Origin of the sequence: Rhizobium cauense, from assembly GCF_019511525.1 — a bacterium.
Taxonomy (GTDB): Bacteria; Pseudomonadota; Alphaproteobacteria; order Rhizobiales; family Rhizobiaceae; genus Rhizobium; species Rhizobium cauense.
On record NZ_JAEUAT010000016.1, the window covers coordinates 94,875 to 118,128 of the forward strand.

Sequence of the window (23,254 nt, forward strand, 5' to 3'; positions counted from 1 at the left end):
GATCACGAGACAAGAGACGCTTCCTGCATCCACCTTCGTCGATTCCTCGAGCAACCGTCTGACGCCAGGCTAAGCGACTTCGCCTGCTGCGATCTCGAGCGGAATCCATCGTTTGGCACGAGCGACTCTCTCGGGATAGTTATCTGCAGTGGAGTTGCGGCCAACAGGTGGGCTGTGACGTGGTACAAATGCGGGCTGCTATCCTTGGTGTAGGTGAACTCGCCGAATTCATCGTCGGCCAGATCTCCAATCACACCAGCCTCTTTGAAGGCCTCGCGTTCCGCAGCACGGCTGGTGATCTCTCCTTGATTGATGTTACCCTTCGTGATCCGGTAGAGCTTGCGGTCGCGTCATCGTGGGATCCTTCGACGGCATCGGACCACAAAGAGTCATCTTAGGTGGCACGGTCGACGTCGCAAGCCGAGTTGAGGGAAAGTGCCGTGATATCAACGCGACATTCCTGGTGACATCGCAAGCCGTAAGAAAACTGACCTTCGAGGGAGAGTATGATCGTGAAGCAATTCGTCAATTTCGGATCTCATGACATACGGGGCGAGACGGACACATCCAGCTTTTTGGTCGCAGTCGCAAGACCAGCCCATTGGTTCGATGTGCCTTAGGGGTTCGGTGGCGAGAGATCAGTGAACTGAGGCGGAAGATGGCGCATTGACTCGGATCGCTGGCAAGCCAGCATAGGTTTCGACCAGCTTCTGGGCGATTTCTTCGACCGTCTGGCACCCTTCTCTCAGAAAGTTCATCGCGGCGGCGCAGAGCGTATCAGTAGCATGGTCCGTCGGCGCAACGTTGTAATGGAGGTACCAATGCTGGACCGCCAACGACAGCATTCGAAAATCCAGCTCGTTCATTGGACCTCCCGGTTCGTCCGCCCAATCAAGCATCTTGTCGGCAAGGCGGTCAATGCACTCTTCTCGCGGAAATTTGAGGCGCCGGCGGCTGTAACGTCATGCCGCCGGCAGGCGTGGTCATAAGGCTGGCCGAAGTACCAATGACGAAATGCCCACGGCGACATTAAAGCCTTCGTCGCCTTCGACAGACACAGGCTGCAGCGAAACAGTGCCGTGCTGACCGCCGACAAGAACCTTGGCTCCAAGGCCAAGCCCGATCGCTGCATCCGCGCTGACGCCCCTGTAGGTCCCGGACAGCGCACTCTGATCACGTGATGCGGGCGCATACACGAGCCATTCGAGCTTCGCCTTTGAGATCGTCCCAATATCGAGGCCAAACTCGCTGATCTTTCCGGAATAGTTCTCTGTGCTTCCGCCGCCCGACGGCGTGAACACGCAGCTCATTTCCTGCTGCGACCCGATGATCGCTCCGATGCCGGCGGACACGTCGCAGTTGAGCTTGCCAACGGCGACATGCTCCGCTGCAGACGGCGAGCTGGCGGCCACAGCAAGGATAGACGCGATCGAGACCGCAGTAAGGAAGGTGTTCGACATGTAAAATCCTTTCCCTGGGATCGCCATCGATCCTGTTCGGCGAACATACGCAAATGCCGTCCGGTTTGCGCTCACACCAAGGGTTAGTCCGATAGATACTCTGGTGTGATGTGCACACGTGCGGCCGGTGGTTACCTTCGCCATGAGTATTCTGACGAGGAAGGCTAACCTAATGTTCAGTACGAGAGCTGCCCACCTGGGGCCACAAGGCGCGCGGAAGGTCGTCGCCGCCATATTCGTCCGCAATACCCTTAAACAATCCCATTCGATGGTCGGACAAATCCTGAGCGGCGCTCTTCTCATTGGCGTCGCGATGTCTCCCGCGCCCTCGATGGCCGCAAATTTCGAATGTCCGCAAGACAATGACCTCAAAACGTCGCCGTTGGACGCCGACCTACTCAGGATGCTGCCGAAAGGCGTCGCGCTTTCGCAGCCAAGCCAGCTCGCGTCTGCGGTCGCGCTGATGCGCGAACACGGAGTCCCTCCGTACAGCACGATCGATCATCTGATCGCACTGTATTGCCCGACGGTTGCTTCAAACCTAGGCCTTTCCAATGACCAAAAGACCTCACGCGTCCGGCTGTTCGCAATCACCGCAACACGCCTTGTCCTCACGAATGACAGCGAAACAGGAATCATTTTCGACGTCGAACTGAAGCCCGATGTGGCAGAAGAAGCATCTCAGCGAGCTGCGCAGGCGGGTCTCACGGTCGAGCAATGGATGACGCAGGTAATTGAGGCCGGGGTCCGCTAAGCTAGGGGTCTCAACTGTAACCCGCTGTCTCTCGATCACCACTTACGGAGCTTTCACATGACCAGGATCACGTCCGGCCGAAAAGCAAGCACGGCTGCGACCGAAGTCGAAGATAAATGGGGACTTTTTGTTGCGCTCGGCGCCGGTTTGCTCATTGCCGGATGCGTTGCGAGCATCAATTTCTTCGTAACGACCTTGGTGTCGATCCTTTATATCGCCGCGGTAATGTTCGCGGGCGGTTTGATGCAGCTCGCGCATGCGATAGCCAATCGTGGCTGGAAGAAACGCCTGCTTGGCGTCGTGAGCGGCGTCTTCTTTATGGCGGCCAGCGGCTTCATCGTGCTCGACCCCGCCCTGTCCGAAATAAGCGTCACCCTGGCAGCGGGGGTATTGCTCGTCGGTGCGGGCGTTCTCCGGATCATCGCCGGTTTTGGAGAGAGAGGAAGGAACGGATCGTTTTGGATAGCCTTGAGCGGGCTGCTCACGCTTGCGGCGGGTCTAACGATCGTGGTGACGTGGCCGGCCGGTAGCCTCTGGCTTATCGGCTTCATCTTGTCGACCGACCTGATTTTCCAAGGCGGAACCTTCCTCGTATTCGGTCTTGCACTCAGAAGTCGTGACGCGCGAGGCACTGGCCAACAATCCGTCTAGTGGTCCCATACCTAGGTGCAGATGCGCGCACCGGCCGCTCTCGATAATCCTTTGGCCAGTCAAAACGACATCGCTCACCAAATAAATGTCGATGTCTTCCCCGACGGCGCCCGCACTGTCGCTTTTCGGATCGCGAGCCCCTGGGGCGAATCTGAGGCTTGGTAGAATGAGTCAGTTCACAGCAAACGGCAGAGGTTCGACCGGCCACCCCGACACCAAAGGACTTGCACCCACTGAGCGTCTGAAGCATCTCGTGGCATTCTCTGCAGTGGGCTTAGGTGCAGGTGCCGCTGGGATGTGTTTGGCACTCACGCTGCTCTTTGGAGCCCTCTTCACGTGCGTTCTTGCGGCCTTCGTTGCTAAATTGGGGCTCGGCGGCGATCCCCAGTACCATGCCGCTGACTTTCACATCACGGCGCATCTACCACTATGGTGCGCGATTTTTGGGCCCGTGTTCGGGGGCTTGGGGATGTCATTCAAGCGATTGACACAGCACGCTCAAGGAAGATCCCCGCTGGACGCAAAGATGTTCCTCGCATGTGCACTGTCGTTCTCTTTCCTGGGTTTGCTTTCTGTCTCGTTTCCAGAGTTGCTCGGGAACGGAAAGGTTCCGGCCCAGCTAGCGTTTGACGGCCATATGAGTCTCGAATGGGGTCTCAGCGTCATTTCCCTGAAGTTGATCGTCGTTGTCTTGGCTCTTTTGTCAGGCGCAAAAGGAGGACTGATGACGCCTGCCATAGCTATCGGCGCGTTGGTCGCCAGCGTATTGGGCATAGCGTGCTGTAACTTATCGCCACTTGCTGCAGCGGGCCCGTATGCGATCGTAGGTGCGGCCGCGTTCCTGAGCTCCTCCATGGCTATGCCATTGATGGCCATAGTTTTGCTCGTCGAAATCATGCATCTACCTCTAATCTCATTGATGCCGTTAGGCTTGGCAGTCGCTGGCGCGACAGTATTTTGGAGCGCGCTGCAGCACGCCGCGACTTTGCGGACTCAGCAGGCAGAAATGCGTCGAAGTGGATCGCACGTGGTGCGACCCGACGCGCTGGGTAGTCTCCTGTCGGTCCCCCAGACGCGGACGATATGGACGCGACTATCATGAGTATCGTAGCTGCATACCTGTATCGAGATGGCGTCCGTGTCGCAGGCTTTTCACCACGAGATTCGACCGCACCCATAGCCGAGAACGAGTTCGTCTGGATCGGACTCGAGGAGCCAACCGCCGAGGAAATGGAGCCGTTGCGCAGTGCTTTCGACCTGCACCCTCTCGCGGTTGAGGACGCCCTTGCCGTTGGGCAAGTCTCGAAGATCGACGTCTACGATGATCAGATTTTTGTTGTCGCAAAAACAGCTCACTTGGACGGGGAGACCATCGACTACGGAGAGACCGCTGTATTCGTAGGGCCGAAGCATCTCATTTCCGTCCGTCATGGCTCTGACAGAGGTCATGGCGCCTTGCGCCGTCAGCTCGAGGCAGCTCCGTTAGTGCTCAGCAAGGGGCCCGACTACGTCTTGCATGGCATTCTCGATTTCATCGTTGATGGATATCTTCCAATCGTGGAGTCAGTCGAGGACAAGGTTCTCGCAATGGAAAAGGACATGCTCGACGCCTTGCTGACGCGAAAGCAGATCAAACGCCTTTTTCGGTTACGACGGCAGATCATACGATTTCAGCGGGGCCTCGGCCCTATGCTGGAGCTCTGCAGTAAGCTTGTCCACCTTGACCTGCCCTGCATTGATCAAGAAACCCGAAATTACTTCAGCGACGTCTACGACCATGTCCGCAGGATCGAGGCGAAAATCGGCGGCCTAAAGGACGTGATCACCTCCGTGTTCGAAGCGAGTAATCTTCTCGAGCAGCAGCGGCAGGGCGCGATCACTCGGCAGCTCGCTGCCTGGGCTGCGATCGCGGCAGTTCCGACGTCGATCGCAGGCATCTACGGTATGAACTTCAAGAACATGCCCGAGCTCAATTGGACGTACGGCTACTACATGGTGCTGGCCGTGATAGCCGGTCTCTGCGGCTTTCTCTTTTTCCGGTTCAAGCGCTCAGGCTGGATTTGAGACATCCGAGCACCCCTCACCCGCAGGTGACGCTCATGTGGCGGCTGACGGCGGGACGGTTATGAGTGCGGTCGATGATGAAGTCGTGGCCCTTGGGCTTGCGGGAGATCGCCTCGTCGATCGCGGCATAGAGCACTCCGTCGTCATCGGTGGCGCGAACGGCCGAGCGCAGGTCAGCGGCATCGTTCTGGCCGAGGCACATCTAGAGCGTGCCGGTGCAGGTGAGGCGTAAGCGGTTGCAGCTCTCGCAGAAATTATGGGTCATCGGCGTGATGAAGCCCATGCGGCCGCCGGTTTCCTCGACGGTGACGTAGCGGGCAGGGCCGCCCGTTCGGTAGCCGATTTCGCTCATCGTGAACTGTTTTTCGAGAGATCCGCGCAGCTTGGAGAGCGGCAGATAGCGATCGGTGCGATCTTCCTCGATCTCTCCCATCGGCATGGTCTCGATCACGGTCAGATCCATGCCGCGACCATGGGCGAAGCGGATGGCATCTCGACGTCGTTGAAATCCTTCAGGGCGACGGCGTTGAGCTTGATGTGCAGGCCTGCCTTCTGGGCAGCGTCGATGCCTTCCATCACCTTGTCGAAGTCGCGCCAGCGGGTGATCTCGCGGAACTTGTCGGGATTAAGCGTATCCAGCGACACGTTGATGCGGCGAACGCCGCAATCGTAAAGCTCGCCGGCGAAACGGGCGAGCTGCGAACCGTTGGTGGTCAGCGTCAGCTCGTCGAGGCCGGAGCCGATCTGCCGGCCGAGCGCGCGCTCCAGATGCATGATGTTCTTGCGCACCAGCGGCTCGCCGCCGGTCAGTCCCAGCTTGCGAACGCCCTCGGCGATAAAGGCGGAACAGAGCCCGCTCAGTTCCTCCAGCGTCAGAAGATCCTTCTTCGGCAGGAAGTTCATGTTCTCGGCCATGCAATAGGTGCAGCGAAAATCGCAGCGATCGGTCACCGAGACGCGCAGATAGGTGACGGCCCGCTGAAACGGGTCGATCATTTTCGGAATTTCGGCAGCTACTTTGTTGGTGACGTTGTCCAAGTGATCCTCATCCGGCGGGCAAGCAAACCCTAGGCGCCGCCAGAAGACGGAACAATAACACTCTCGGATAGGTTCAGTGCCTTGTTTCGGCTTGCCCGTCCCTGATCGAGAAGGCGTGCATCAAGCTCATGCCCTGCTCCAGCAGAGTCTTGGCTGCTTCCATTTCGCCTCCGGGAAGCTCTGCGGAACAGGCCATCAGCGTATAAGCCAGGAACTTTGTGTTCCTCGCGTATTGCAGATCGCCTTCTTCTTCCGCGGCCTCGGACGAGGCGAGCAGTGCTCCAGCCACGAACTGGATGAGGTCGGAGCGCTCACTGGCGGTCATTTCGTTCAATGTCTTACCGATCGCATCCATGGGAGTAAGTCCTTTCAAACGCTGCTCATCACCTACGGCGCGGCCGTTCTAGGCCGCGAATTGGGGTCAAAATCCCGCGATATGAACCGTGTTACCAAGGTTTAATGATCCCGCAGACATTGCGAGACTTGGCGCGCACCACCGCAGGCGAGCCCAACCCAATCTCGAAAGACGGAACTGAAGCCACGGGCAGGCCGAACTCCCTTGCAACAACGCAACGATCAAATGTCGATCTGACTGTAGCTTCAGCGCCCAACAGAACACTGCGGGTATCAGAAAAGAGGACAAGGTGACCTTGGGGATCGTGTCTGGTGACCGTGTCAGGGTCGTTGACCGACGTGAGGCCAGCCTCAATGTCGCGCCTGGCGGGACCGTTCAAGAGAGGCAATTCGGCGATAGAGCCCAGCACGTCGATACGGCCCCCAGCCCAGCCGGCCGCGGCAACGACACTTGCGGCGTCAGTTTTGTCAGCACTGAAAAGGCGATGAGAGGTCCCCGCAGGCACAAAAAAGAAGTCGCCGGCCTCTACCAAGACCGTTTCCGAAAAGGTTGTCCCCTTTGACACCGACAGCATGCCGGCAGTGCAAAAACCCAATTCGTGGAATGGCGACTGTCTACGCTCCAATCCACAGTTCATCGGAATACGAACTGTACGGAAGCCCAAGTAGCGGATTGCGCGTGCTGCAGGCAGAGCCTTATACGCCGCCCATCCATTCGGTGTTTTATGGCTGTCTAGCATCGCTTCAACTCCTTATTAGAGGATGCATTAGAGGATGCTGAAGCTTAGACTTCGCGAGCTCCTGGAAACATCGGACGGGTGGCGTAGCGGGGCACGACCAAGGTGTAGGTCGAAGACTGAAGCTGTGATCTGCCGTTTGAAAGATGGCGGCGGCAAAAATGCTTTGCGCTGCACGCGGTCTCATTGATGCGCGAGCGGTCCGCACCACCTGCGAGGCCGACACCACACTTAAGTGTAGTTACGAAGCTCGTCCCCTTTCGCTACTCTCCATCCACTGGTTCTCTCCCGACCAGTCCCCGGTATAGGTTCCCCTCACCTGCCACTCACCGGGACCCTGCCGCCTCTCGCGCCCTCGAGAGGCGGCCCCCTTTTTCTTTGATTGCGACCGAACTCGATTTTGGAGAAATCAATGACCCGCAAACGTCCTGACGGCATCGACGAATATGACGCTCCCGCAGGCGGGTGGGGTGCGTTGAAGGCCGTCGCAGCCACGCTCAAACAACAACAGGTGATGACCCAGGGGCCACTGACGCTCCTCAAGGCAAATCAGCCTGATGGCTTTGACTGTCCCGGCTGCGCTTGGCCAGACCCCAATCACACGTCGGCGTTCGAGTTTTGCGAGAACGGTGCCAAAGCAATCACTTGGGAGTCCACCTCAAAGCGCGCTGGACCCGAGTTTTTCGCCGACCACACCGTTGCGGAGCTATGGGGCTGGACTGATCACAAGCTCGAGGATACGGGCCGCCTCACAGCTCCGCTGATCCACGATCCCGTAAGCGACAAGTTCACGGCAATCACTTGGGAAGAAGCGTTCGCGCGAGTAGGCGCAGGATTACAGCGCCTGAAGAGCCCGGACGAGGCCGAATTCTACACCTCTGGAAGGGCGTCAAACGAGGCCGCTTTCATGTTCCAACTGTTCGTCAGGGCCTACGGGACCAACAATTTCCCAGACTGCAGCAACATGTGTCACGAGGCGACGTCGGTTGGCCTTCCTAAGTCTATCGGGGTCGGCAAGGGAACGGTTTCTCTTGAAGACTTCGATCACGCCGATGCAATTCTCAGCATAGGCCACAACCCCGGCACCAACCATCCGCGCATGATGACCACGCTTCACGATGCGGCGCGCCGCGGCGTCCCGATTGTCGTGTTCAACCCATTGAAGGAACGTGCGCTCGAGCGCTTCGCCGCTCCGCAGGATCCCATAGAGATGGCAACGTTCAGGTCGACGCCAATTGCTTCGGCTTATCACCAGGTCAAGGCGGGTGGTGATCTCGCGGCGCTCAAGGGCATCATGAAGGTAATCCTCGAACGTGACGCCGCCAGCTTCGAGATGGGCGGTCATGGGCTTTTGGCATGGGATTTCATAAAGGCTCACACCGTCGGCTTTGAGGAATTGAAGCGCGACATCCTCGGCACGGAATGGGACCAGATCTATCGAAAATCCGGACTGAAGAAGGCCGCGTTCGAGAGTACAGCCGACGTTGTCCTAACATCGAAGCGGCTGATCATTTGCTACGGCATGGGAGTCACCCAACATTCGATCGGCACGCAGGTGGTGCAGCAACTCGCAAATCTCCTGCTCCTTGGCGGACACATGGGACGCGAGGGTGCCGGGATCTGCCCGTTGCGCGGCCACTCGAACGTCCAGGGCGATCGCACTGTCGGCATTACCGAGATACCGAATGCTGCTTTGATCGATGGCATGGAGCGGGCATTTGGGTTTCGTCCAAGGCAGGACAAGGGTCACAACGCCGTAGAGGCGATCGAGGCGATCATTGAGGGCCGCTCGAAGGCGCTGGTCTGCCTGGGCGGAAACCTGGCGGTTGCGATGTCTGATCCGGAAGTGACATTCGCAGGCATGCGCAAGCTTGATCTCGCGGTTCATTTGGCGACCAAGCTGAACCGATCCCATCTTCTGACCGCGAAGACGACCATCATTCTTCCCGTGCTCGGCAGAACGGATCAGGACGTTCAGGCGTCCGGCGTGCAGTCGGTGACTGTCGAGGATTCGATGTCGATGGTCCACGCGTCAAGAGGCTTCCTGCAGCCTCCGAGCGATCAGCTCAAGTCTGAACCGGCCGTCATCGCTGGAATGGCAAAAGCCACGCTGGGAACCCGCTACGGGATCGACTGGGATGGGCTCATCGCTAACTACGATCGCATTCGAGACAAGATCGAGATCGTGTTTCCTGACTTTTCGGACTTTAATAAGCGTGTCCGCAAGCCGGGCGGGTTCCGGCTCTATGTGCCGGCGGCGTTCCGCGATTGGCACACGGAGAACGGCAAGGCGAACTTTCTGGTGGCCGGCGGCCTCGAGGAAGATGTCCGGTTGGACGACCCCGAGGTCCTCATCCTGACCACGCTCCGTAGCCACGGACAGTACAACACGACCGTCTATAACATGGATGACCGATACCGCGGCGTCTTCGGGCGAAGAGATGTCATTTTCATGAGCGAGGAAGACCTTCGGTCTCGGGGCCTCGTCGATGGTGACAAGATCGATATCACCGGCGTCAAGGTTGGTGAGTCCCAACCCCAGACGGTCGCAGCGTTCACCGCAATCAGATATGACATTCCCGTAGGAACGATCGCGGGATACTATCCTGAGATGAACCGGGTTATCGCGCTGGCGGACCTGGACGCAACGTCAGGCACTCCCGCCTACAAGGGCGTGCCGGTCAAGATCGCCAAGTCTGCCGCCTGATAGCAACGTGGTCCGACCGGATCGTCGAGTGTGGCACCTACGGATAGGCTTTTCACGTTCAGACTGGAGTAAGGTCGCCGAGAACAGACTTCGGGGGAATGATGTTTGCGTCTCAAGCTATACGTCGACACGGGTCGGCATTCGGCCACGACCTAGCCTTCGGACTGGCGTGTGCAGTGCTGGCGGCAACTGTCTTCTTTATCGACACGTTCACTGAAATAGAAGGCGCGATAGCCGTCTTGTACGTCATCGCGACCCTCCTTGCGTCTCAGGCGTCGACGCGACTGGGTTTGGTCGCTGCCGCGAGCCTCTTTGCGGTGCTCGCACTAGTGTCATTCTTCTATACCCACTCCTCGAACTACGATCTTCAGTCGACGATCCGTCTTCTAGTCGCCCTCGCCGCCCTTCTCGTGACGACGATGCTGCTTCTGAAAACGGAGACTGCCAGGCTAGCTCTCCTTTCCATGAACGCGGCACTCAAGGAAAGTGAAACGCGGTATCGATCGATTTTTGATCAGACGCGCGTCGCGCTTTGGGAGCGCGATTATTCACGCCTGCGGGCGTACCTCATGGACTTCAAGGCAAAGGGCGACGCCGATGTGAAGAGGCTCGCCCTCAATGATCCGCAGTTCGTGGGCGAGTGTCTGAGCCGTATTGTTGTGGTCGCCGCAAACGAGGCTGCTCGGGATATGCTTGGGCCGCAGGCAGCCTCTACCGGCGAGCTCCGCCGGTCCATCTTGTCCGATCATGGCAAGTTCCTCGAACTGCTCCAAGTCATAATGGATGGCGGCAGGGTCTATGAGGACAAGGTGGAGGCCCGGACGGATACCGGGGAAGAAAAACTCGTTCTGCTCAGTATTACTTTTCCAGAGGATCCCGCAGCCTTCAATCGCGTCGTCGTCAGCATGGTCGACGTCACACAAAGAGAACTTGCGCTCCAGACCCTTGCCGACGCTCAGTCCGAGCTCGCCAGGGCGTCGAAGGCGTCGGCTATCGGCGCAATGTCTGCGTCATTGGCCCACGAATTAAACCAACCGCTCGGAGCAATCCTTGTAAACGGCCCCACGCTCCTTAGGTGGCTTGATCGAGACCCGCCGGATGTCGCTGCAGCCCGCCGGTCATGTGAACGCATCATACGCGATGCCCAACGTGCAAGCGAGATCATCAGCAACACTCGTGGTCTGCTATCCCAGACCGCCGGCAAACTTGAACCCGTCCGCATCGACGATCTCATCGATGAGACACTGGCGTTGATGGAGCATGAACTCCAGCGTAGCGCGACCTCAATTGTCGTGGAGGTAGGTTCCATCGCGTCGGTGCCGATCGTACGGATAGAGCTGCAGCAGGTGCTAATCAATCTGCTCTCGAATGCGATCCAGGCAATGACGGAAAGCCAATCAGATCAACGGCTGATCACCGTCACGGCCGACGCTCCCGACCCCGACCATTTGCGTATCGTGGTGCGCGACAGCGGACCGGGGATCGACGCCAAGATCCTCAAGAAGCTCTTCACACCGTTCAACACCAAAGGCCACCGGCTTTGGAATGGGGCTTTCGACCTGCCGATCAACCATTGAAGCACGCGGCGGGAAGCTGAACGGATACAACGACGAGCGCGGCGGCGCTGCATTCGAGATCCGATTACCCTTGGTGGCAGAGTTAGCCGATGCGTAAGCTAGACATGCGAAAAGATCAGCCTCCGATCGTTTTTACCGTCGACGATGACATTTGATGCGCGAGGCCCTGTCCGACCTGTTCCTGTCGATGAACCTGGACGTGGCGGCATTCGAGAAACCCGCTGCGTTTCTTGAGCGGGCGGGAACCGACCGCCATGGCTGCATCCTCCTCGATGTCCGCCTTCCTGGTTTGAACGGTCTGGATTTTCATTCTCACCTTGATCGTCTGGGGAACCAGATGCCACTCGTCTTCATGACGGGTTTAGGCGACATCCCGATGTCCGTGAGGGCCATGAAGGCGGGTGCCGTGGATTTTCTCACGAAACCGTTCAAAGACCAGGACATGCTTGACGCAGTCGCGATCGCGCTGGAGCGCGATATCGCGAGAAGAAAGCGCAATTCCGAACTTAGGGCTGTCGAGGAGTTGATGCAGACGCTCGCGCCTCGGGAGCACGAGACCATGATGGCGGTTGCCAAGGGCCTCATGAACAAGCAGATCGCTCACAAACTGGGGATCAGCGAGGTGACCGTCAAACTCCATCGCGGGAGCGTCATGAGAAAATTGATTGTACGCTCGGTCGCCGACTTGGTGCGCATGGTAGAGCTGCTCAACGAAGAGCAACGGGCGCCTGTACCTTAGTGTGGTTACCCAGAGTTCGGTCGAGAGCGATAATGTCTCCATCAAAAGAGAGATAGAAAGCAACGACCGTGTCGCATATCCCATTAATTGCTGTTGTCGATGACGACCTTGCCATCCGTGAAGCGTTGGAGAATTTGATTAAATCGCACGGTTACGACTGCCGACTGTTTGGATCGGCAGAAGAATTTCTACAGTTGGCATCAGATGTCGACTGCGTCGTTGTCGACGTCGAAATGCCAGGAATGAACGGCCTGGAGATTCAGCAGGCAATGAATCGGCGTTCTCCACGCCCCCCAACCATTTCGTAACTTCCTACACCGACAAATGGACAAGGAACAAAGCCCTTGAAGGCGGTGCATCGCCGTTTTTGGGAAACCGGTTGACGTCGTATCGCTGATCGCCATGATGGAGGCTGCGGTGGGGCGCCCGCGGCCATCGCCATCAACTCAGTCCCAACCAGGCCCGAATGGGCCGTAGAAGCCAGAAATCGATGGTCCCCACGACTCCCAGTCCCAGAGATCGTCGTCGTAGTCCGACGCGATGAGTTGCTCGGCATTGAGAACCCGCTTTTGCTGCTGGGCTTGACGATATCGGTCGTAGGATTTCTGCGATCCGATATAGATGCACTTGCAGCCAGTGGGATCCGAGTACACGTAGCTGACGGTATTCCCGTGTACCCGCTTCAGGAACTGGTTTGCCGGGAGCCTGGCCTGCATGGTCTGGCGCTTCTTGGTGTTGGCGGGACGCTCCACAAATCCCGCAGCAGCCAAGCTGTCATCCTTCGACTGGCTGCCAGCGCTGGTAGTTGTGCACGATGTGAGGACAACTGCTTGCGCGATGATTAAAAGACCGCCCACTGCGCTACTGGCGAGCAGGCGTGAATTCAACAGATGTTTCACCTAACTTCCTCCTTCGACTTTTCTCTATCGAAAGGAACGTTAGGCTCCGGCAAGGACGTTCGAAATCATCCCAGAGACGTGTGTGACCTAGATCTTCGTGTGGTCGAGGACTGAGGCGTCACGCCTCTCGACCCACGGGTTCGTCGGCATACAATCGAAGTCGTTCGGTGATCTTAACGAGCTCCGCGACCGAGGTGATCTGCATCTTATGCATTACACGGCTGCGGTGGATCTGGAAAGTTACCTCGCTGATACCTAACTGGGCGGCCGCCTGTTTATTCAGCAACCCGGCGACTATCAGCGGCAGTACATCTCTTTCGCGCGGGGTGAGCGCCGCAAGCCGTTCCCGCAAAACCGAAAGCGCTGCCGCCTCTTTCCGTTTCACCCGATCCTGCTCAAATGCGCTGTTGATGGACGCGAGCAGATCAAGGTGGTCGAAAGGCTTTGTCAGAAAATTGACGGCACCACGTTTGATGGCCTGAACCGTTTTGGGTATGTCGCCATGACCAGTAATGAACACGATTGGTGGCTGAGCGTCGCGGTCGACTTGCATCTGGAAGTCGAGACCGTTGACTTGTGGCAGTTCAATATCCAGAACCAGACACGACGGCGCGTCGGGGCGGTCAAAGGCCGAGTACTCAGCAATTGATCCGAATGCGTGCGCATTGACGCCTTTGGCTTCGAGAAGATCGCAGATCGCTGTGCGCATCCGATCGTCGTCATCAACGATGTAAACAATGCAGTTGTCTTGAATCATCGCCTAGCACCAGCGCTTCTCGAAGAAGGACCGCAAATGCAAATAGCTTCTGACCTCGTCACGATCAATGACAACCCCCGGCCATGCGCGCCTAAAAATCCGGAGCCGGTTCTTTTTCCTCAAGCCACGGATCCGACTATAACGTTAAGTCCGCAAAGTACCACACGCAGGCAGATTCGGAAACGCCTAGCAGGTGGCCGGGCGTCTTGTAACGGTAATCCATTATAGATGTGGCGCTGCCCTAGCTGGTATAAAATGGACAAGCGCCGTCCCGAACGATGACCGAAATCGTTGGAGCCCAGGATATAGGAGTAGATTATGACCTATCTCGTGTATCTAAATTCACTTATACGCCCATTGATTGTAGTTGTCACGTCTTTTGCCGCGGCATCCACGCTTGTGCGTGCGTATCAAACAATCACTAGACCGGGTCTGTCTGCAAAATCTGGCATCCAGAATAGCCACAGCGTGGCTGCGCTCGCTATTTGGATCGAACCCATGCCGGCCCAAGCCGTCCAACTGCAGAGACATGTGTCGAACCTGTCTCTGTGCACCGCGGAGTAACTCGAATGGCACCCGTCAGAACTTCAACCAACTTAACGGTGCGTGAACATAAAGGCTGCCGCACGCACGAGACCACGGCGGAGCTGGCCCCTTCCGACGAGGTTTTCTCCGGAACGAATAGCGTCCTCTTGTTCGGTCAATTCTCCATGTCAGTGGAGGGGCGGTGGCTTCGAAAGGGAAACGTCGAACTGAATTTGAGCAGTCGCGCCTTTGACATCTTAATCGCGCTCGTCACCAGAGCAGGCTCGATTGTGAGTGCGAAGGACCTTTTCGGTATCGTGTGGCCTGACGTCGTTGTCGAGGCCTCAAATCTTCGCGTTCACATTGTCGCGCTACGAAAGACCCTGGGCGACGGCGTAGACGGCGTCCGTTTCGTGATCAATGTGCCGGGGCGTGGTTACATGTTTGCGTGCCCTGTTCGCAAAGCATCAGAAACAACTGCGAATGCGGCCCTTCAAGGTAACCTGCGGCTACCGGCGATCCCGCAACTCTTGCATGGCCGGAGCGAGACACTTGAGAAGCTGGCAGCAACGGTCCTGTCAAAACGGCTCGTTTCGCTCGTGGGACCTGCCGGTGTCGGGAAGACCGCAGTCGCGATAGCGGCGGCCGGCGAACTGCGTGCAAATTTTAGGGGCGACATCTGTTTTTTGGATCTGGCACTCAAGGAAGACCCGACGCTTGCGCTTGCTGCCATGTTTTCGATCGACCCCTGCCCGTTCAATCCTTCCAAGACACAGAGTGCGATAGCCAGGTTTCTCTCGGACAAGCGAGTCCTTCTGATTCTCGACAATTGCGAGCACGCACTGGAAAATCTGGTGCCTCTCGTTGCAAGGATAATCGACGAGGCGCCATCAGTGCGTCTGCTCGTCACGAGCCGCGAAGTACTTCGTATGGGCGGCGAGTACGTGGAGTTCCTAGCTCCGCTCGAATACGCGACGCCGGCCAATGGATGGCGAAACCCCTCCCCGGCGGTTCAACTTTTCTTGGACCGTGCTATCGCAGGCGGGGGAATTGCGACGGTTGACGAGACGAGCGTCGGTTCGGCTTTAGAGATCTGCCGGCGTCTAGACGGACTTCCTATTGCGATTGAGCTTGTTGCAAGCCACGTCGGCGCTCTTGGTATGCTTGGCATAGCCGAACTTATTGAGCGTGACGAGTTCTTGACGCTTCAGGGCCGTCGTAGCGCATCTTCCCGGCATCAAACGATCGAGGCCCTCCTTGACTGGAGCTTTGAATTGCTTTCGGCCGAGGAACAAAAATTGCTCCTGAGGCTATCTACCTTCGCCGGCGTCTTCACGCTTGAAGCTGTGCGCAGTCTGTATACGCAATCCGACAGCGAGGGAGTGAGAACGGCTAGCTTGTTGGCAAGCTTGGTCGACAAATCACTCGTCCACGTTTCCCGGTCCTCGAGTATCTTGTATTACAAGCTGCTTCATGTAGTGAGGGTCTACGCTGCGCGAAGGGTATCGAAGGTCCAGGAGTGCCACCTGCGCATCATCAAGACCCCCGCAGCACACGAAGAACTCTCGCGAAGCCATTTCGAAACGCTCGCGACCTCCTCGTTCGAACCGCCGACGCCAAGCGCTGCCTGTGCCGAGCTAGGGGCACGATAGCCGTTGCAAACTGGACATGCGGTCTTATCGACCAAGGAAGCTCGCGAGAACGCTTGTGCGCTTGCTTGGACCAGCCGGACTGCTGCGTAGCGTTAGTTGGGCGGCCGAAGTGAATGCGCGCCTTTGCATCAAAGCCGCCACCCCCATACCGGATATCCCGGATGCAACAAGGATCATCGCGACAATAACGAACTGGTAGATGCCAGCGTACAGAGGACTTGCTCCGGATACGAGCATTCCCGCCATGACGCCAGGAATCCAGACGAGACCAAGCGACTTCAGCATATCCAGCCGAGGAAGCAGGCTCGCGTACACCGAAGTCTGCACGTACGGCGACACGCTTATTGAGGGCTCGGCGCCAAGACAGAGTGCAGCTTCGATTTGACCGACGTGACTAAGGATGTCAGCTTTGAAGCGCTCCATTGCTTGGGCAGCAGCATTCATACTGTTGGCGATGATCATGCTGCCCACGGGCACGAGAACGGTGACATCCGCTGTCAAGCACCGGGTGACGAGCATGAAGATGATCGCTGTTCCACCACCCGCTCCGATCGAGTACAGCGATATCTCGAAAGCATATGGCAAGTCAGCGAACCGGCGGCTTGCCGTGACGGCCGCCGCCACGACCATTCCCAAAAGGATCAGCACGCCAATGAGCAGTGTGCCCTTCAAGATCAGGCCTAGAACGACGCCCACAAATGACATTTGGACCAAACCGCGTAGGAGCGAGACCGAGGTCTCTTTTTCAACCCGAACGCCGAACCGACGACACACGAGCACGACCCCGACGCACAGAACGGCAGCGGCGGCGGCTTGAGCAAGCCCGACCAGAACCGCGTGATCAAAGAGATCCGTGAGCATGAAGAACCTCCTTAGTGGGACCGTATGAGACCAGTTTGCCGCCGGCCATGAACATCGTTCGCTTTGCCAGCCGGAGCGCTTGAACCGGACTGTGGGTGACCATCAGGCAGGTTACGCCGTCCTCTTCGGAAACCTTTCGGACGAGGCCTTCGATCGCTCCGCTGGATTCTTCGTCGAGAGCGGACGTAGGCTCGTCTAATAGGAGGATCCGCGGCTTGTTTGCCAATGTTCTGGCAAACGAGACACGTTGCGCTTCGCCGCCCGAAAGAGTGCTAACGTCGTGGCTTGCGTAACCCGGCAGTTAAGGTCGGGGACACGATTTATGTCGTTGGGCAAGTCGGACGGACCAAAGATCTCCAGGTGGTCGACGACCCGCAAGAGCAGTTTCGCGCCATGTGGGAAAACCTCCGCATCGTCCTTGAGGCCGCAAACTGCACCTTCGACGACGTGGTGGAGATGACCAGCTATCATGTGGCGATGTCGAAGCACATGGATGTCTTCCGGACGGCGAAGAACGAAGTCTTTCCGAAAGGCACCTACGCATGGACCCGCATCGGCGTTTCCGAGCTCGCACATCCGGGCTTGCTTGCCGAGGTGAAATGCGTCGCGGTGAAGCGATAGCGGATGAGTCCACACTTATTGGCTAACGGGCAACGCGTCCCACCAAAGCGATGCCAAGACGCAACGCGGTTTCCCATTAGCTCTTGAAGAGATTCGAACCCTCAACCTACGAACATTCTTCCAGCAACATACCCACCCCAAACGTGGACGCCGGTGTGGGCCATGCCCCTATTCTTTCAGCTTGGATAACTGCCTGTCAAAGTCAGCCGGATCGAAATAGTCGCGCCAGATTGTGATGAGTCCGTTTTCGATCGTGAGGGTGCCCATGACCGGCAACGTGATCTTGCCCCCCTTCTCATGGTTGAAGATGTCGATCCGTTCGTTCAGCACCACATTGCCTGCGACTGCGATATGGGTGACCGTCCAGTCGACGGTAAAGGTCGTGCCGATACCGAAGTCACGATGAAAATTACGAACATTTTCCCGGCCGAAAATATCGGGGAACGGCACGTTGTCGTAGAGAACATCGTCGGCAAGCATTGCCAATGCCTCATCGATGCGGTTGGCCGTCCAGTGGTTGAAAAACGTCTGCGCGACAAACATTGGATCGTTCGTCATGGTTTTATCTCCAGCGTGGCGGGTCAGGCAAATTTGACGAAGTTGATGGCCGGCAGGGCACCGCCAGGGAACTGCGTGAGCTTGCCGCCGATCGAGATCGGGCCAAGATCGATGCCAGCGAAGCCGAGCCTGGAAATCAGCGCTGCGACCTCTGCCTTCGCCGGCGCATCATCGCCGGAATAGAAGAGAACCCGCTCGCCGCCCTCGGCATGGGGGTCAGTTGCGACAAGAGCTGCTGACAGATGGTTGAATGCCTTCACAACCCGTGCCCCTGGAACGAGGTTGGCAACGATCTCAGTCGACAGGCGACCACTCAGCTCCGCTGGCTTGAATAGGGGCGCTTCGATTGGATTGTTCGCATCGACCACGATCCTGCCCGCCCAGTTGGGCAGTCCAGAAAGGGCCGCGGGTAGCCTCGACCAAGGAATGGCAATCAGCACGATATCTGCCTTGGCGGCCTCGTTGATCGAACCCGCCGAAATAAACGGGCTCAGTTCGCCGACGAGGGCGGACAGCGTTTCCGGGCCACGGCTGTTTGCGATCGTCGCTGCAATGCCATTGCGCGCCAACGCTCGTGCGAAGGCTGCGCCGATATTGCCTGCGCCAATGATCCCGATACTTGTCATTGTCTTTCTCCTACTATTTTCGGTGTTGAGTGAGAACCTCAGGCCGACTGGCCGCCGTCGACATTGAGTGTGGCGCCGGTGATGTAGCCGGCGTCTGGACCCACGAGAAAGGCGACAGCGGCTGCGATGTCTTCCGGCTGGCCGTAGCGTCCAAGAGCGGCAAGGTTCTTCAGCGTCTCGGCGAACGGCCCGTCCTGTGGGTTCATGTCGGTGTTGATGGCACCGGGCTGGACAACATTGACGGTGATGTTTCGCGGGCCGAGATCGCGGGCCCAGCCGCGGGTATAGGCGGCAACTGCACGATGGCGCTTGCGCCACGTCCACTGCCATGGGCGCGGCCACATCCCGCTGTTTTGAGGTTTCAAGGCCGTCACCGATACGGCCTTGAACTCAAAGCTATAGGCCACCCGAGCGGCTGGTCACTCTGCGGCCTGAGCCAGGTCGTCACGATGATGAATCTCGGTCCCCAGGACCTTTAGGCACTCCCGGATAAATGCTGCAAGTGCTGTCCATCCCTTCGCCGAAACCATATTTCCATCAACGAGTGCTTCTGTCGGCGACAGATCGACGTAAGTGCCACCCGCGAGCGTAACTTCAGGCTCGCAAGCTCCAAGAGCACCAACACGCTTCCCGCGCACGACCCCGTCGACGGCAATCAGGATCTGGACGCCATGGCAGATCGTGAAAATCGGCTTCCGGGTCTCGTGGAAATGCCGAACCATCGCCTGGACGCGCTTGTCGGTGCGGATGTATTCTGGACCGCGCCCGCCTGCTGCGTAGACTGCGTGATACTGATCAAGCTGCGCCTCTGCTTCCGAAAACGTCTTGTTAATCGTGAAAAAATGTCCGAGCTTCTCGGTGTAGGTCTGGTCGCCTTCGAAGTCGTGCAGCGACGTCTTGATCAGATCCCCTGCCTTCTTGTCCGGGCAGACGACATGCACCGTATGGCCGACCGCTTCCATCGCCTGCTGGTAGACGAAGATCTCGTACTCCTCGGTGAACTCGCCCGTCAGCATCAGTATCTTCTTGCCTGGCATGATTTTACTCCTCTTTGGTCATGCGGTGGGGCGGCGCTGGCCGCCCCGGTTGACGTAGATAATCAGAACGGAGAGTCCGGGAAGTAGTATTCCTTGGCGTTCTCCTGGGTGATAAGTGGCGCATCCAGCTTGACCGCTCCTCGCACAGGCGCCTGCCCGACGAGGTTGGCAACCGTCATGTAGATCGCAGTCTTGATCATGGCAGGCGGGTAAGGCGTCTCGACCGGGGTCATTGCGTCACCGTCGATGACCTTCTTGACGATGTCCTTCATTCCGTTACCACCAAGCGCCAGCTTGATGTCCTTGCGACCTGACTCCTTGACGGCCTCCAGTACGCCCAGCAGCATGTCGTCATCGTTTGCCCATACAGCATCGATCTGCGGGTACTTGGCAAGATAGTCCTGCATGAGTTTGAAGGCGTCATCACTGTTCCAGTTCGCGTACTGGATATCCAGAACCTTGAGATCGGTCCCCTTGATGGCGTCCTGGAAACCCTGGATACGTTCATCGTCGATCACGGTCGGAATGCCGCGCAGCACGACGAGATTGCCCTTGCCGCCGAGCTTGTCGATCATGAACTTTGCCGTATTGCGGCCCACAGCGATGTTGTCGCCCGCGAGATAAAGGTCCTGGATGGTCGGGTCGTTAAGGCCCCGATCGACGACCGTGATGAACGTCCCCGAATCCTTGACGGCTTTCACAGGGGTGGTCAGTTCCTCGGACGTGTAGGGCAGAATGACCAGCGCATCGAGCTTGCGGCCTGCCGAGAGATCTTCGAGCGCACTAACCTGTGCTGTTGCCGAGGGCGAGGTCTTGACGACGACCTCGACGTTGGGAAATGAAGCGTTGATTTCCTTGGCTGCCGCCTGCGCGTGATAAACGATACCTGCCGTCCATCCGTGATCGGCTGCGGGGATCGAAACCGCGACGACCTTCTTGTCGGTGGCAAATCCGTGACCTGCGATGAACAAAGTACTCACGGCCGCTGCCGCTATCCATTTCGTAGTAGACATTCCATTCCTCCCAAATTTGGACCTAAGACCGTGAACCCGTGTGGTCCTGACACGGATTATTTCGAAAACCTTTGAATGAGCATGGCGATGATGATGATGACGCCCTGAACACCTGCTACGAGGTATTCCGAGACGAAGTCGGAAAGCACCATCAGGTTCGCGATGAGTTCGAGAATGACCGCGCCCGCGACCGTTCCCCAGATGTGTCCCTTGCCGCCCCGAAGTGCGGTTCCCCCAATCACCACCGCAGTGATGACCTGCAGCTCCCAAAGAACACCTGTCGTCGGGGTAGCTGCTCCTAGTCTCGGCACGTAGCAGATGGCGGCGATTGCAACGCAGGCACCCTGGATCGCGTAGGCGATGGTGCGGGTCTTGATGATCGAGATGCCGGAGTAGCGCGCGACGTCCTCATTGGCGCCGACGGCCGCGCATTTGCGCCCGTACTTCATCTTGTAGAGGATGAAGGATGCGATCGCGGCAACGGCGATCGAGATCACGATAGGCAGTGGGATACCCGCGAGCGTCCCGAAATACACCGGTCGGTACGCGTCGCGCAGGGTGCGGTCGATCGGGATGGTTCCCCCGTCCGACATGTAGGTAATCAACGCCCTGAAAATGCCCATCGTGCCGAGCGTGGCAATGAATGGTTCGATCTTCCCGACAGTAACGATCAGACCATTCATCAGGCCGCAGAACAGCCCCACCGCGACAGCGACCACCATGCCAGCCGGGATTGCCGTTACTCCCCACTCCGGGGCCATCCGGTTCATGAACATGATGGTGATGCCGGTGATGAACGCAGCCATTGATCCGACGGATAGATCGAGCCCGCCCGAGGAAATCACGAAGGTGGCGCCCACGGCGATGATGGCGATGAAGGCGCTTCTCGTGATGACATTGCCGAGGTTGGTCGCGGACAGAAAGTCCGGATTGATCGCAAAGCCGATCACCATCAGCGCAGCCAAGGCGACAAAGGGTCCGACGTCGGCCCAGCCGATATTCCATTCCCGTTCCGGTCCGACCGAAGTGGAGCCTGTTAATACGGTCATCTTGTTCCTCCCTGAACACGTTCAGCGGTATCGCTTGTCGCCAAGAGCGCGACATTGTGTTCTGTCATCTCTTCGCCGGAGACCTCGCCTGCGATGCGCCCCTCACGCATCACAAGGATCCTGTCGCAGATGCCGATCAGTTCCTGCATCTCCGACGAGATGACGATGCAGGTCTTGCCCTGCGAGACTAGCAGCTGAATGAAGGCGTAGATCTGCGCCTTGTTGGCGATGTCGATGCCGCGCGTCGGCTCATCGATCACGACGATCGACGGTGCAGTCAGCAGCACCTTGGCGAGCAGCAGCTTTTGCTGGTTACCGCCTGAGAGCTGGCCCGCCTGGACCCTCGTACTCTTGAGGCGAATATCGTATTGCTCGATTGCGTCAGCGAGCGCGGCCCGCTCGCGGCGACGATGCATCAGGAGCCCGGGGTGAAAACGACCGAGAGCTGATAACGTTAGGTTAGGTGCCAATCCTTCCCGTAGAAGAAGACCTTTTCCCTTTCGGTCCTCGGTCAAATACCCGATCCCCGCATCGAGTGCGGCCCGCGGCGAATGGATGTCGATGGGCTTGCCCAGCAACTCAACCACACCTTTTGCCGGGCGCAATCCCATGATGCCTTCGAACAGTTCCGTCCTGCCGGCACCGATCATCCCGGCAAAGCCCAGTATCTCGGACTTGCGCACCTGGAAGGACACGCCCCTGACGAAACCTGGTACTGAGAGGTCTCGAACCGTCAGTTCGACGCCGCTCAACGCGTTTACCCGCTTGGGCGGATAGAGCGCGGCGAGATCGCGGCCGACCATCAGGCGAGCCATGTCCGTCTGGCTTAGGGTGTGTCCGGGATAGCTGCCAACCATCTTGCCGTCGCGCAGCACCGTTACCTTGTCCGCCAGGCGCTGCACCTCATCGAGCCGGTGGCTGATGTATAGAATTGCGGTGCTTTGTTCTTTCAGTCGCATGATGATCGAAAGCAGACGCTCGACCTCTTCCCCGGTGAGGACTGCAGTCGGCTCGTCGAAGATCGCAAGCTTGTAATCGTCGAGAAGCGCGCGGGCGATTTGAACGAGCTGTCGATCAGCGAGCGATATGTTGCGCACCAGCGCGTTGGGTGACACATCACAGCCGAGTTCGGAGAGCTTCTCCCTGGCGATACGTCGCATGGTCTTGTCGTCGACGACCCCGTTACGCATCAGTTCACGACCGAGGAAGAGGTTTTCTGCAACAGTAAGCGCGTCGGCGAGCAGGATCTCCTGGTGGACGAGAACGATACCAGCCTGTTGAGCCTGCTCCGGCCTGGAGAACCGGACCGCACCCTCGCCCATGGAAAGCGATCCGGAGCTCGGTTCGGCGTAGCCCGACAAGAGGCGCATGAAGGTCGACTTGCCAGCGCCGTTTTCGCCAATGACCGCGTGGATCTCACCCGGGAAGATATCGAGCGAGATATCAGATAGAACCGTAACTGGTCCGTACTGCTTGGAGATACCCTCGGCGCGCAGAACGGGAGCGCGCGCAACGCTTTGGGTCTCCGTTGCCGACGCCCCTCCGTTTCGTTCCATGCTCACAACGCTCGGCATC

24 protein-coding genes and 3 pseudogenes are annotated in these 23,254 nt (G+C 57.9%); 11 read left to right on the forward strand and 16 right to left on the reverse strand.

What is annotated here, in order from left to right; genetic code table 11:
• Positions 1 to 188: 188 nt before the first annotated feature.
• Complete coding sequence (locus JNB88_RS24855; protein ID WP_220357769.1) at positions 189 to 398, forward strand: hypothetical protein; 210 nt, start codon at positions 189 to 191, stop codon at positions 396 to 398.
• 240 nt (positions 399 to 638) lie between these two features.
• On the opposite strand, the gene JNB88_RS24860 is transcribed toward JNB88_RS24855, so the two are convergent.
• Complete coding sequence (locus tag JNB88_RS24860; RefSeq protein WP_220357770.1) at positions 639 to 866, reverse strand: hypothetical protein; 228 nt, start codon at positions 864 to 866, stop codon at positions 639 to 641.
• Positions 867 to 983: 117 nt separating this feature from the next.
• Positions 984 to 1,460 carry a DUF992 domain-containing protein gene (locus JNB88_RS24865; RefSeq protein WP_220357771.1) on the reverse strand — a complete coding sequence of 159 codons (477 nt, stop codon included), beginning with the start codon at positions 1,458 to 1,460 and terminating at the stop codon, positions 984 to 986.
• Positions 1,461 to 1,632: 172 nt separating this feature from the next.
• Here JNB88_RS24865 and JNB88_RS24870 point away from each other — a divergent pair, with 172 nt between their 5' ends.
• The 4 genes from JNB88_RS24870 (at position 1,633) to JNB88_RS24885 (ending at position 4,929) form a co-directional block, all read left to right on the forward strand.
• Complete coding sequence (locus JNB88_RS24870) at positions 1,633 to 2,214, forward strand: hypothetical protein (RefSeq protein WP_220357772.1); 582 nt, start codon at positions 1,633 to 1,635, stop codon at positions 2,212 to 2,214.
• A 57-nt stretch (positions 2,215 to 2,271) separates the two neighbouring features.
• Entirely contained in the window at positions 2,272 to 2,865 is a 594-nt protein-coding gene (locus JNB88_RS24875) for an HdeD family acid-resistance protein (protein ID WP_220357773.1), read from the forward strand.
• A 166-nt stretch (positions 2,866 to 3,031) separates the two neighbouring features.
• The gene (locus JNB88_RS24880) at positions 3,032 to 3,967 is read left to right on the forward strand and encodes a chloride channel protein (protein ID WP_220357774.1); all 936 of its coding nucleotides are present in this window, start codon (positions 3,032 to 3,034) and stop codon (positions 3,965 to 3,967) included.
• The gene (locus JNB88_RS24885) at positions 3,964 to 4,929 is read left to right on the forward strand and encodes a magnesium and cobalt transport protein CorA (RefSeq protein ID WP_220357775.1); all 966 of its coding nucleotides are present in this window, start codon (positions 3,964 to 3,966) and stop codon (positions 4,927 to 4,929) included. Before JNB88_RS24880 ends, JNB88_RS24885 begins: the two co-directional genes overlap by 4 nt.
• 16 nt (positions 4,930 to 4,945) lie before the next feature.
• On the opposite strand, the pseudogene moaA reads toward JNB88_RS24885, so the two are convergent.
• The 3 genes and pseudogenes from moaA to JNB88_RS24900 form a co-directional block, all read right to left on the reverse strand.
• Positions 4,946 to 5,925 (reverse strand): annotated as a pseudogene (moaA, locus tag JNB88_RS24890) (GTP 3',8-cyclase MoaA).
• A gap of 115 nt (positions 5,926 to 6,040) precedes the next feature.
• Positions 6,041 to 6,322 carry a hypothetical protein gene (locus tag JNB88_RS24895; protein WP_220357776.1) on the reverse strand — a complete coding sequence of 94 codons (282 nt, stop codon included), beginning with the start codon at positions 6,320 to 6,322 and terminating at the stop codon, positions 6,041 to 6,043.
• A 91-nt stretch (positions 6,323 to 6,413) separates the two neighbouring features.
• Positions 6,414 to 7,061: a cupin domain-containing protein gene (locus JNB88_RS24900; RefSeq protein WP_220357777.1), complete on the reverse strand. Its 648-nt coding sequence runs from the start codon at positions 7,059 to 7,061 to the stop codon at positions 6,414 to 6,416.
• 409 nt (positions 7,062 to 7,470) lie between these two features.
• Here JNB88_RS24900 and JNB88_RS24905 point away from each other — a divergent pair, with 409 nt between their 5' ends.
• The 4 genes and pseudogenes from JNB88_RS24905 to JNB88_RS34435 all read left to right on the forward strand — a co-directional run bounded on the left by JNB88_RS24905 (position 7,471) and on the right by JNB88_RS34435 (position 12,389).
• A complete protein-coding gene (locus tag JNB88_RS24905; RefSeq protein ID WP_220357778.1) occupies positions 7,471 to 9,765 on the forward strand; it encodes an FdhF/YdeP family oxidoreductase in 2,295 nt (764 codons plus the stop codon).
• Between the two features lie 176 nt (positions 9,766 to 9,941).
• The gene (locus JNB88_RS24910; RefSeq protein WP_338111034.1) at positions 9,942 to 11,342 is read left to right on the forward strand and encodes a sensor histidine kinase; all 1,401 of its coding nucleotides are present in this window, start codon (positions 9,942 to 9,944) and stop codon (positions 11,340 to 11,342) included.
• Between the two features lie 89 nt (positions 11,343 to 11,431).
• A pseudogene (locus tag JNB88_RS24915) lies at positions 11,432 to 12,081 on the forward strand (response regulator transcription factor).
• 68 nt (positions 12,082 to 12,149) lie between these two features.
• A complete protein-coding gene (locus tag JNB88_RS34435; RefSeq protein ID WP_338111035.1) occupies positions 12,150 to 12,389 on the forward strand; it encodes a response regulator in 240 nt (79 codons plus the stop codon).
• A 138-nt stretch (positions 12,390 to 12,527) separates the two neighbouring features.
• Here the strand turns inward: JNB88_RS34435 and JNB88_RS24925 are convergent, their stop codons facing one another.
• Together JNB88_RS24925 and JNB88_RS24930 are read right to left on the reverse strand one after the other, a co-directional pair.
• Entirely contained in the window at positions 12,528 to 12,980 is a 453-nt protein-coding gene (locus tag JNB88_RS24925) for a hypothetical protein (protein ID WP_220357780.1), read from the reverse strand.
• 118 nt (positions 12,981 to 13,098) lie between these two features.
• On the reverse strand, positions 13,099 to 13,737 hold the full coding sequence (locus tag JNB88_RS24930; RefSeq protein WP_220357781.1) for a response regulator transcription factor: 639 nt from the start codon (positions 13,735 to 13,737) through the stop codon (positions 13,099 to 13,101).
• 710 nt (positions 13,738 to 14,447) lie between these two features.
• Here JNB88_RS24930 and JNB88_RS24935 point away from each other — a divergent pair.
• Positions 14,448 to 15,914: an ATP-binding protein gene (locus JNB88_RS24935; protein ID WP_223217320.1), complete on the forward strand. Its 1,467-nt coding sequence runs from the start codon at positions 14,448 to 14,450 to the stop codon at positions 15,912 to 15,914.
• 24 nt (positions 15,915 to 15,938) lie between these two features.
• On the opposite strand, the gene JNB88_RS24940 is transcribed toward JNB88_RS24935, so the two are convergent.
• The gene (locus JNB88_RS24940) at positions 15,939 to 16,775 is read right to left on the reverse strand and encodes an ABC transporter permease (protein WP_220357783.1); all 837 of its coding nucleotides are present in this window, start codon (positions 16,773 to 16,775) and stop codon (positions 15,939 to 15,941) included.
• Positions 16,756 to 17,076, reverse strand: coding sequence for an ATP-binding cassette domain-containing protein (locus JNB88_RS34680; protein ID WP_220357828.1), 321 nt, complete (start codon positions 17,074 to 17,076; stop codon positions 16,756 to 16,758). The genes JNB88_RS24940 and JNB88_RS34680 overlap by 20 nt, the downstream gene beginning before the upstream one ends.
• Here JNB88_RS34680 and JNB88_RS24950 point away from each other — a divergent pair.
• On the forward strand, positions 17,061 to 17,396 hold the full coding sequence (locus JNB88_RS24950; RefSeq protein ID WP_220357784.1) for a RidA family protein: 336 nt from the start codon (positions 17,061 to 17,063) through the stop codon (positions 17,394 to 17,396). The two genes, JNB88_RS34680 and JNB88_RS24950, sit on opposite strands and share 16 nt — an antisense overlap.
• 168 nt (positions 17,397 to 17,564) lie before the next feature.
• Here the strand turns inward: JNB88_RS24950 and JNB88_RS24955 are convergent, their stop codons facing one another.
• The 7 genes and pseudogenes from JNB88_RS24955 to JNB88_RS24985 all read right to left on the reverse strand — a co-directional run bounded on the left by JNB88_RS24955 (position 17,565) and on the right by JNB88_RS24985 (position 23,235).
• A complete protein-coding gene (locus JNB88_RS24955) occupies positions 17,565 to 17,954 on the reverse strand; it encodes a limonene-1,2-epoxide hydrolase family protein (protein ID WP_220357785.1) in 390 nt (129 codons plus the stop codon).
• Positions 17,955 to 17,977: 23 nt separating this feature from the next.
• Positions 17,978 to 18,622: an NADPH-dependent F420 reductase gene (locus JNB88_RS24960; RefSeq protein ID WP_223217321.1), complete on the reverse strand. Its 645-nt coding sequence runs from the start codon at positions 18,620 to 18,622 to the stop codon at positions 17,978 to 17,980.
• A pseudogene (locus tag JNB88_RS24965) lies at positions 18,619 to 18,879 on the reverse strand (SDR family oxidoreductase); the annotation flags it as partial. The gene JNB88_RS24960 and the pseudogene JNB88_RS24965, both read right to left, overlap by 4 nt.
• Positions 18,880 to 18,999: 120 nt before the next feature.
• Positions 19,000 to 19,617, reverse strand: a complete 618-nt coding sequence (locus JNB88_RS24970) for a DJ-1/PfpI family protein (RefSeq protein WP_220357787.1) — start codon at positions 19,615 to 19,617, stop codon at positions 19,000 to 19,002.
• Positions 19,618 to 19,679: 62 nt separating this feature from the next.
• Entirely contained in the window at positions 19,680 to 20,630 is a 951-nt protein-coding gene (locus JNB88_RS24975; protein WP_220357788.1) for a substrate-binding domain-containing protein, read from the reverse strand.
• A gap of 56 nt (positions 20,631 to 20,686) precedes the next feature.
• Complete coding sequence (locus JNB88_RS24980) at positions 20,687 to 21,679, reverse strand: ABC transporter permease (RefSeq protein WP_220357789.1); 993 nt, start codon at positions 21,677 to 21,679, stop codon at positions 20,687 to 20,689.
• Positions 21,676 to 23,235 (reverse strand): sugar ABC transporter ATP-binding protein, encoded by a 1,560-nt coding sequence (locus tag JNB88_RS24985; protein ID WP_220357829.1) that lies wholly within the window; start codon positions 23,233 to 23,235, stop codon positions 21,676 to 21,678. The genes JNB88_RS24980 and JNB88_RS24985 overlap by 4 nt, the downstream gene beginning before the upstream one ends.
• Positions 23,236 to 23,254: the final 19 nt, after the last annotated feature.

Coding starts and splice junctions, on each gene's coding strand:
- JNB88_RS24855 (WP_220357769.1), top strand. CDS start 189: ATGCGGGCTGCTATCCTTGGTGTAGGTGAACTCGCCGAATTCATCGTC.
- JNB88_RS24860 (WP_220357770.1), bottom strand. CDS start 866: ATGAACGAGCTGGATTTTCGAATGCTGTCGTTGGCGGTCCAGCATTGG.
- JNB88_RS24865 (WP_220357771.1), bottom strand. CDS start 1,460: ATGTCGAACACCTTCCTTACTGCGGTCTCGATCGCGTCTATCCTTGCT.
- JNB88_RS24870 (WP_220357772.1), top strand. CDS start 1,633: ATGTTCAGTACGAGAGCTGCCCACCTGGGGCCACAAGGCGCGCGGAAG.
- JNB88_RS24875 (WP_220357773.1), top strand. CDS start 2,272: ATGACCAGGATCACGTCCGGCCGAAAAGCAAGCACGGCTGCGACCGAA.
- JNB88_RS24880 (WP_220357774.1), top strand. CDS start 3,032: ATGAGTCAGTTCACAGCAAACGGCAGAGGTTCGACCGGCCACCCCGAC.
- JNB88_RS24885 (WP_220357775.1), top strand. CDS start 3,964: ATGAGTATCGTAGCTGCATACCTGTATCGAGATGGCGTCCGTGTCGCA.
- JNB88_RS24895 (WP_220357776.1), bottom strand. CDS start 6,322: ATGGATGCGATCGGTAAGACATTGAACGAAATGACCGCCAGTGAGCGC.
- JNB88_RS24900 (WP_220357777.1), bottom strand. CDS start 7,061: ATGCTAGACAGCCATAAAACACCGAATGGATGGGCGGCGTATAAGGCT.
- JNB88_RS24905 (WP_220357778.1), top strand. CDS start 7,471: ATGACCCGCAAACGTCCTGACGGCATCGACGAATATGACGCTCCCGCA.
- JNB88_RS24930 (WP_220357781.1), bottom strand. CDS start 13,737: ATGATTCAAGACAACTGCATTGTTTACATCGTTGATGACGACGATCGG.
- JNB88_RS24935 (WP_223217320.1), top strand. CDS start 14,448: ATGTCAGTGGAGGGGCGGTGGCTTCGAAAGGGAAACGTCGAACTGAAT.
- JNB88_RS24940 (WP_220357783.1), bottom strand. CDS start 16,775: ATGCTCACGGATCTCTTTGATCACGCGGTTCTGGTCGGGCTTGCTCAA.
- JNB88_RS24955 (WP_220357785.1), bottom strand. CDS start 17,954: ATGACGAACGATCCAATGTTTGTCGCGCAGACGTTTTTCAACCACTGG.
- JNB88_RS24970 (WP_220357787.1), bottom strand. CDS start 19,617: ATGCCAGGCAAGAAGATACTGATGCTGACGGGCGAGTTCACCGAGGAG.
- JNB88_RS24975 (WP_220357788.1), bottom strand. CDS start 20,630: ATGTCTACTACGAAATGGATAGCGGCAGCGGCCGTGAGTACTTTGTTC.
- JNB88_RS24980 (WP_220357789.1), bottom strand. CDS start 21,679: ATGACCGTATTAACAGGCTCCACTTCGGTCGGACCGGAACGGGAATGG.
- JNB88_RS24985 (WP_220357829.1), bottom strand. CDS start 23,235: ATGGAACGAAACGGAGGGGCGTCGGCAACGGAGACCCAAAGCGTTGCG.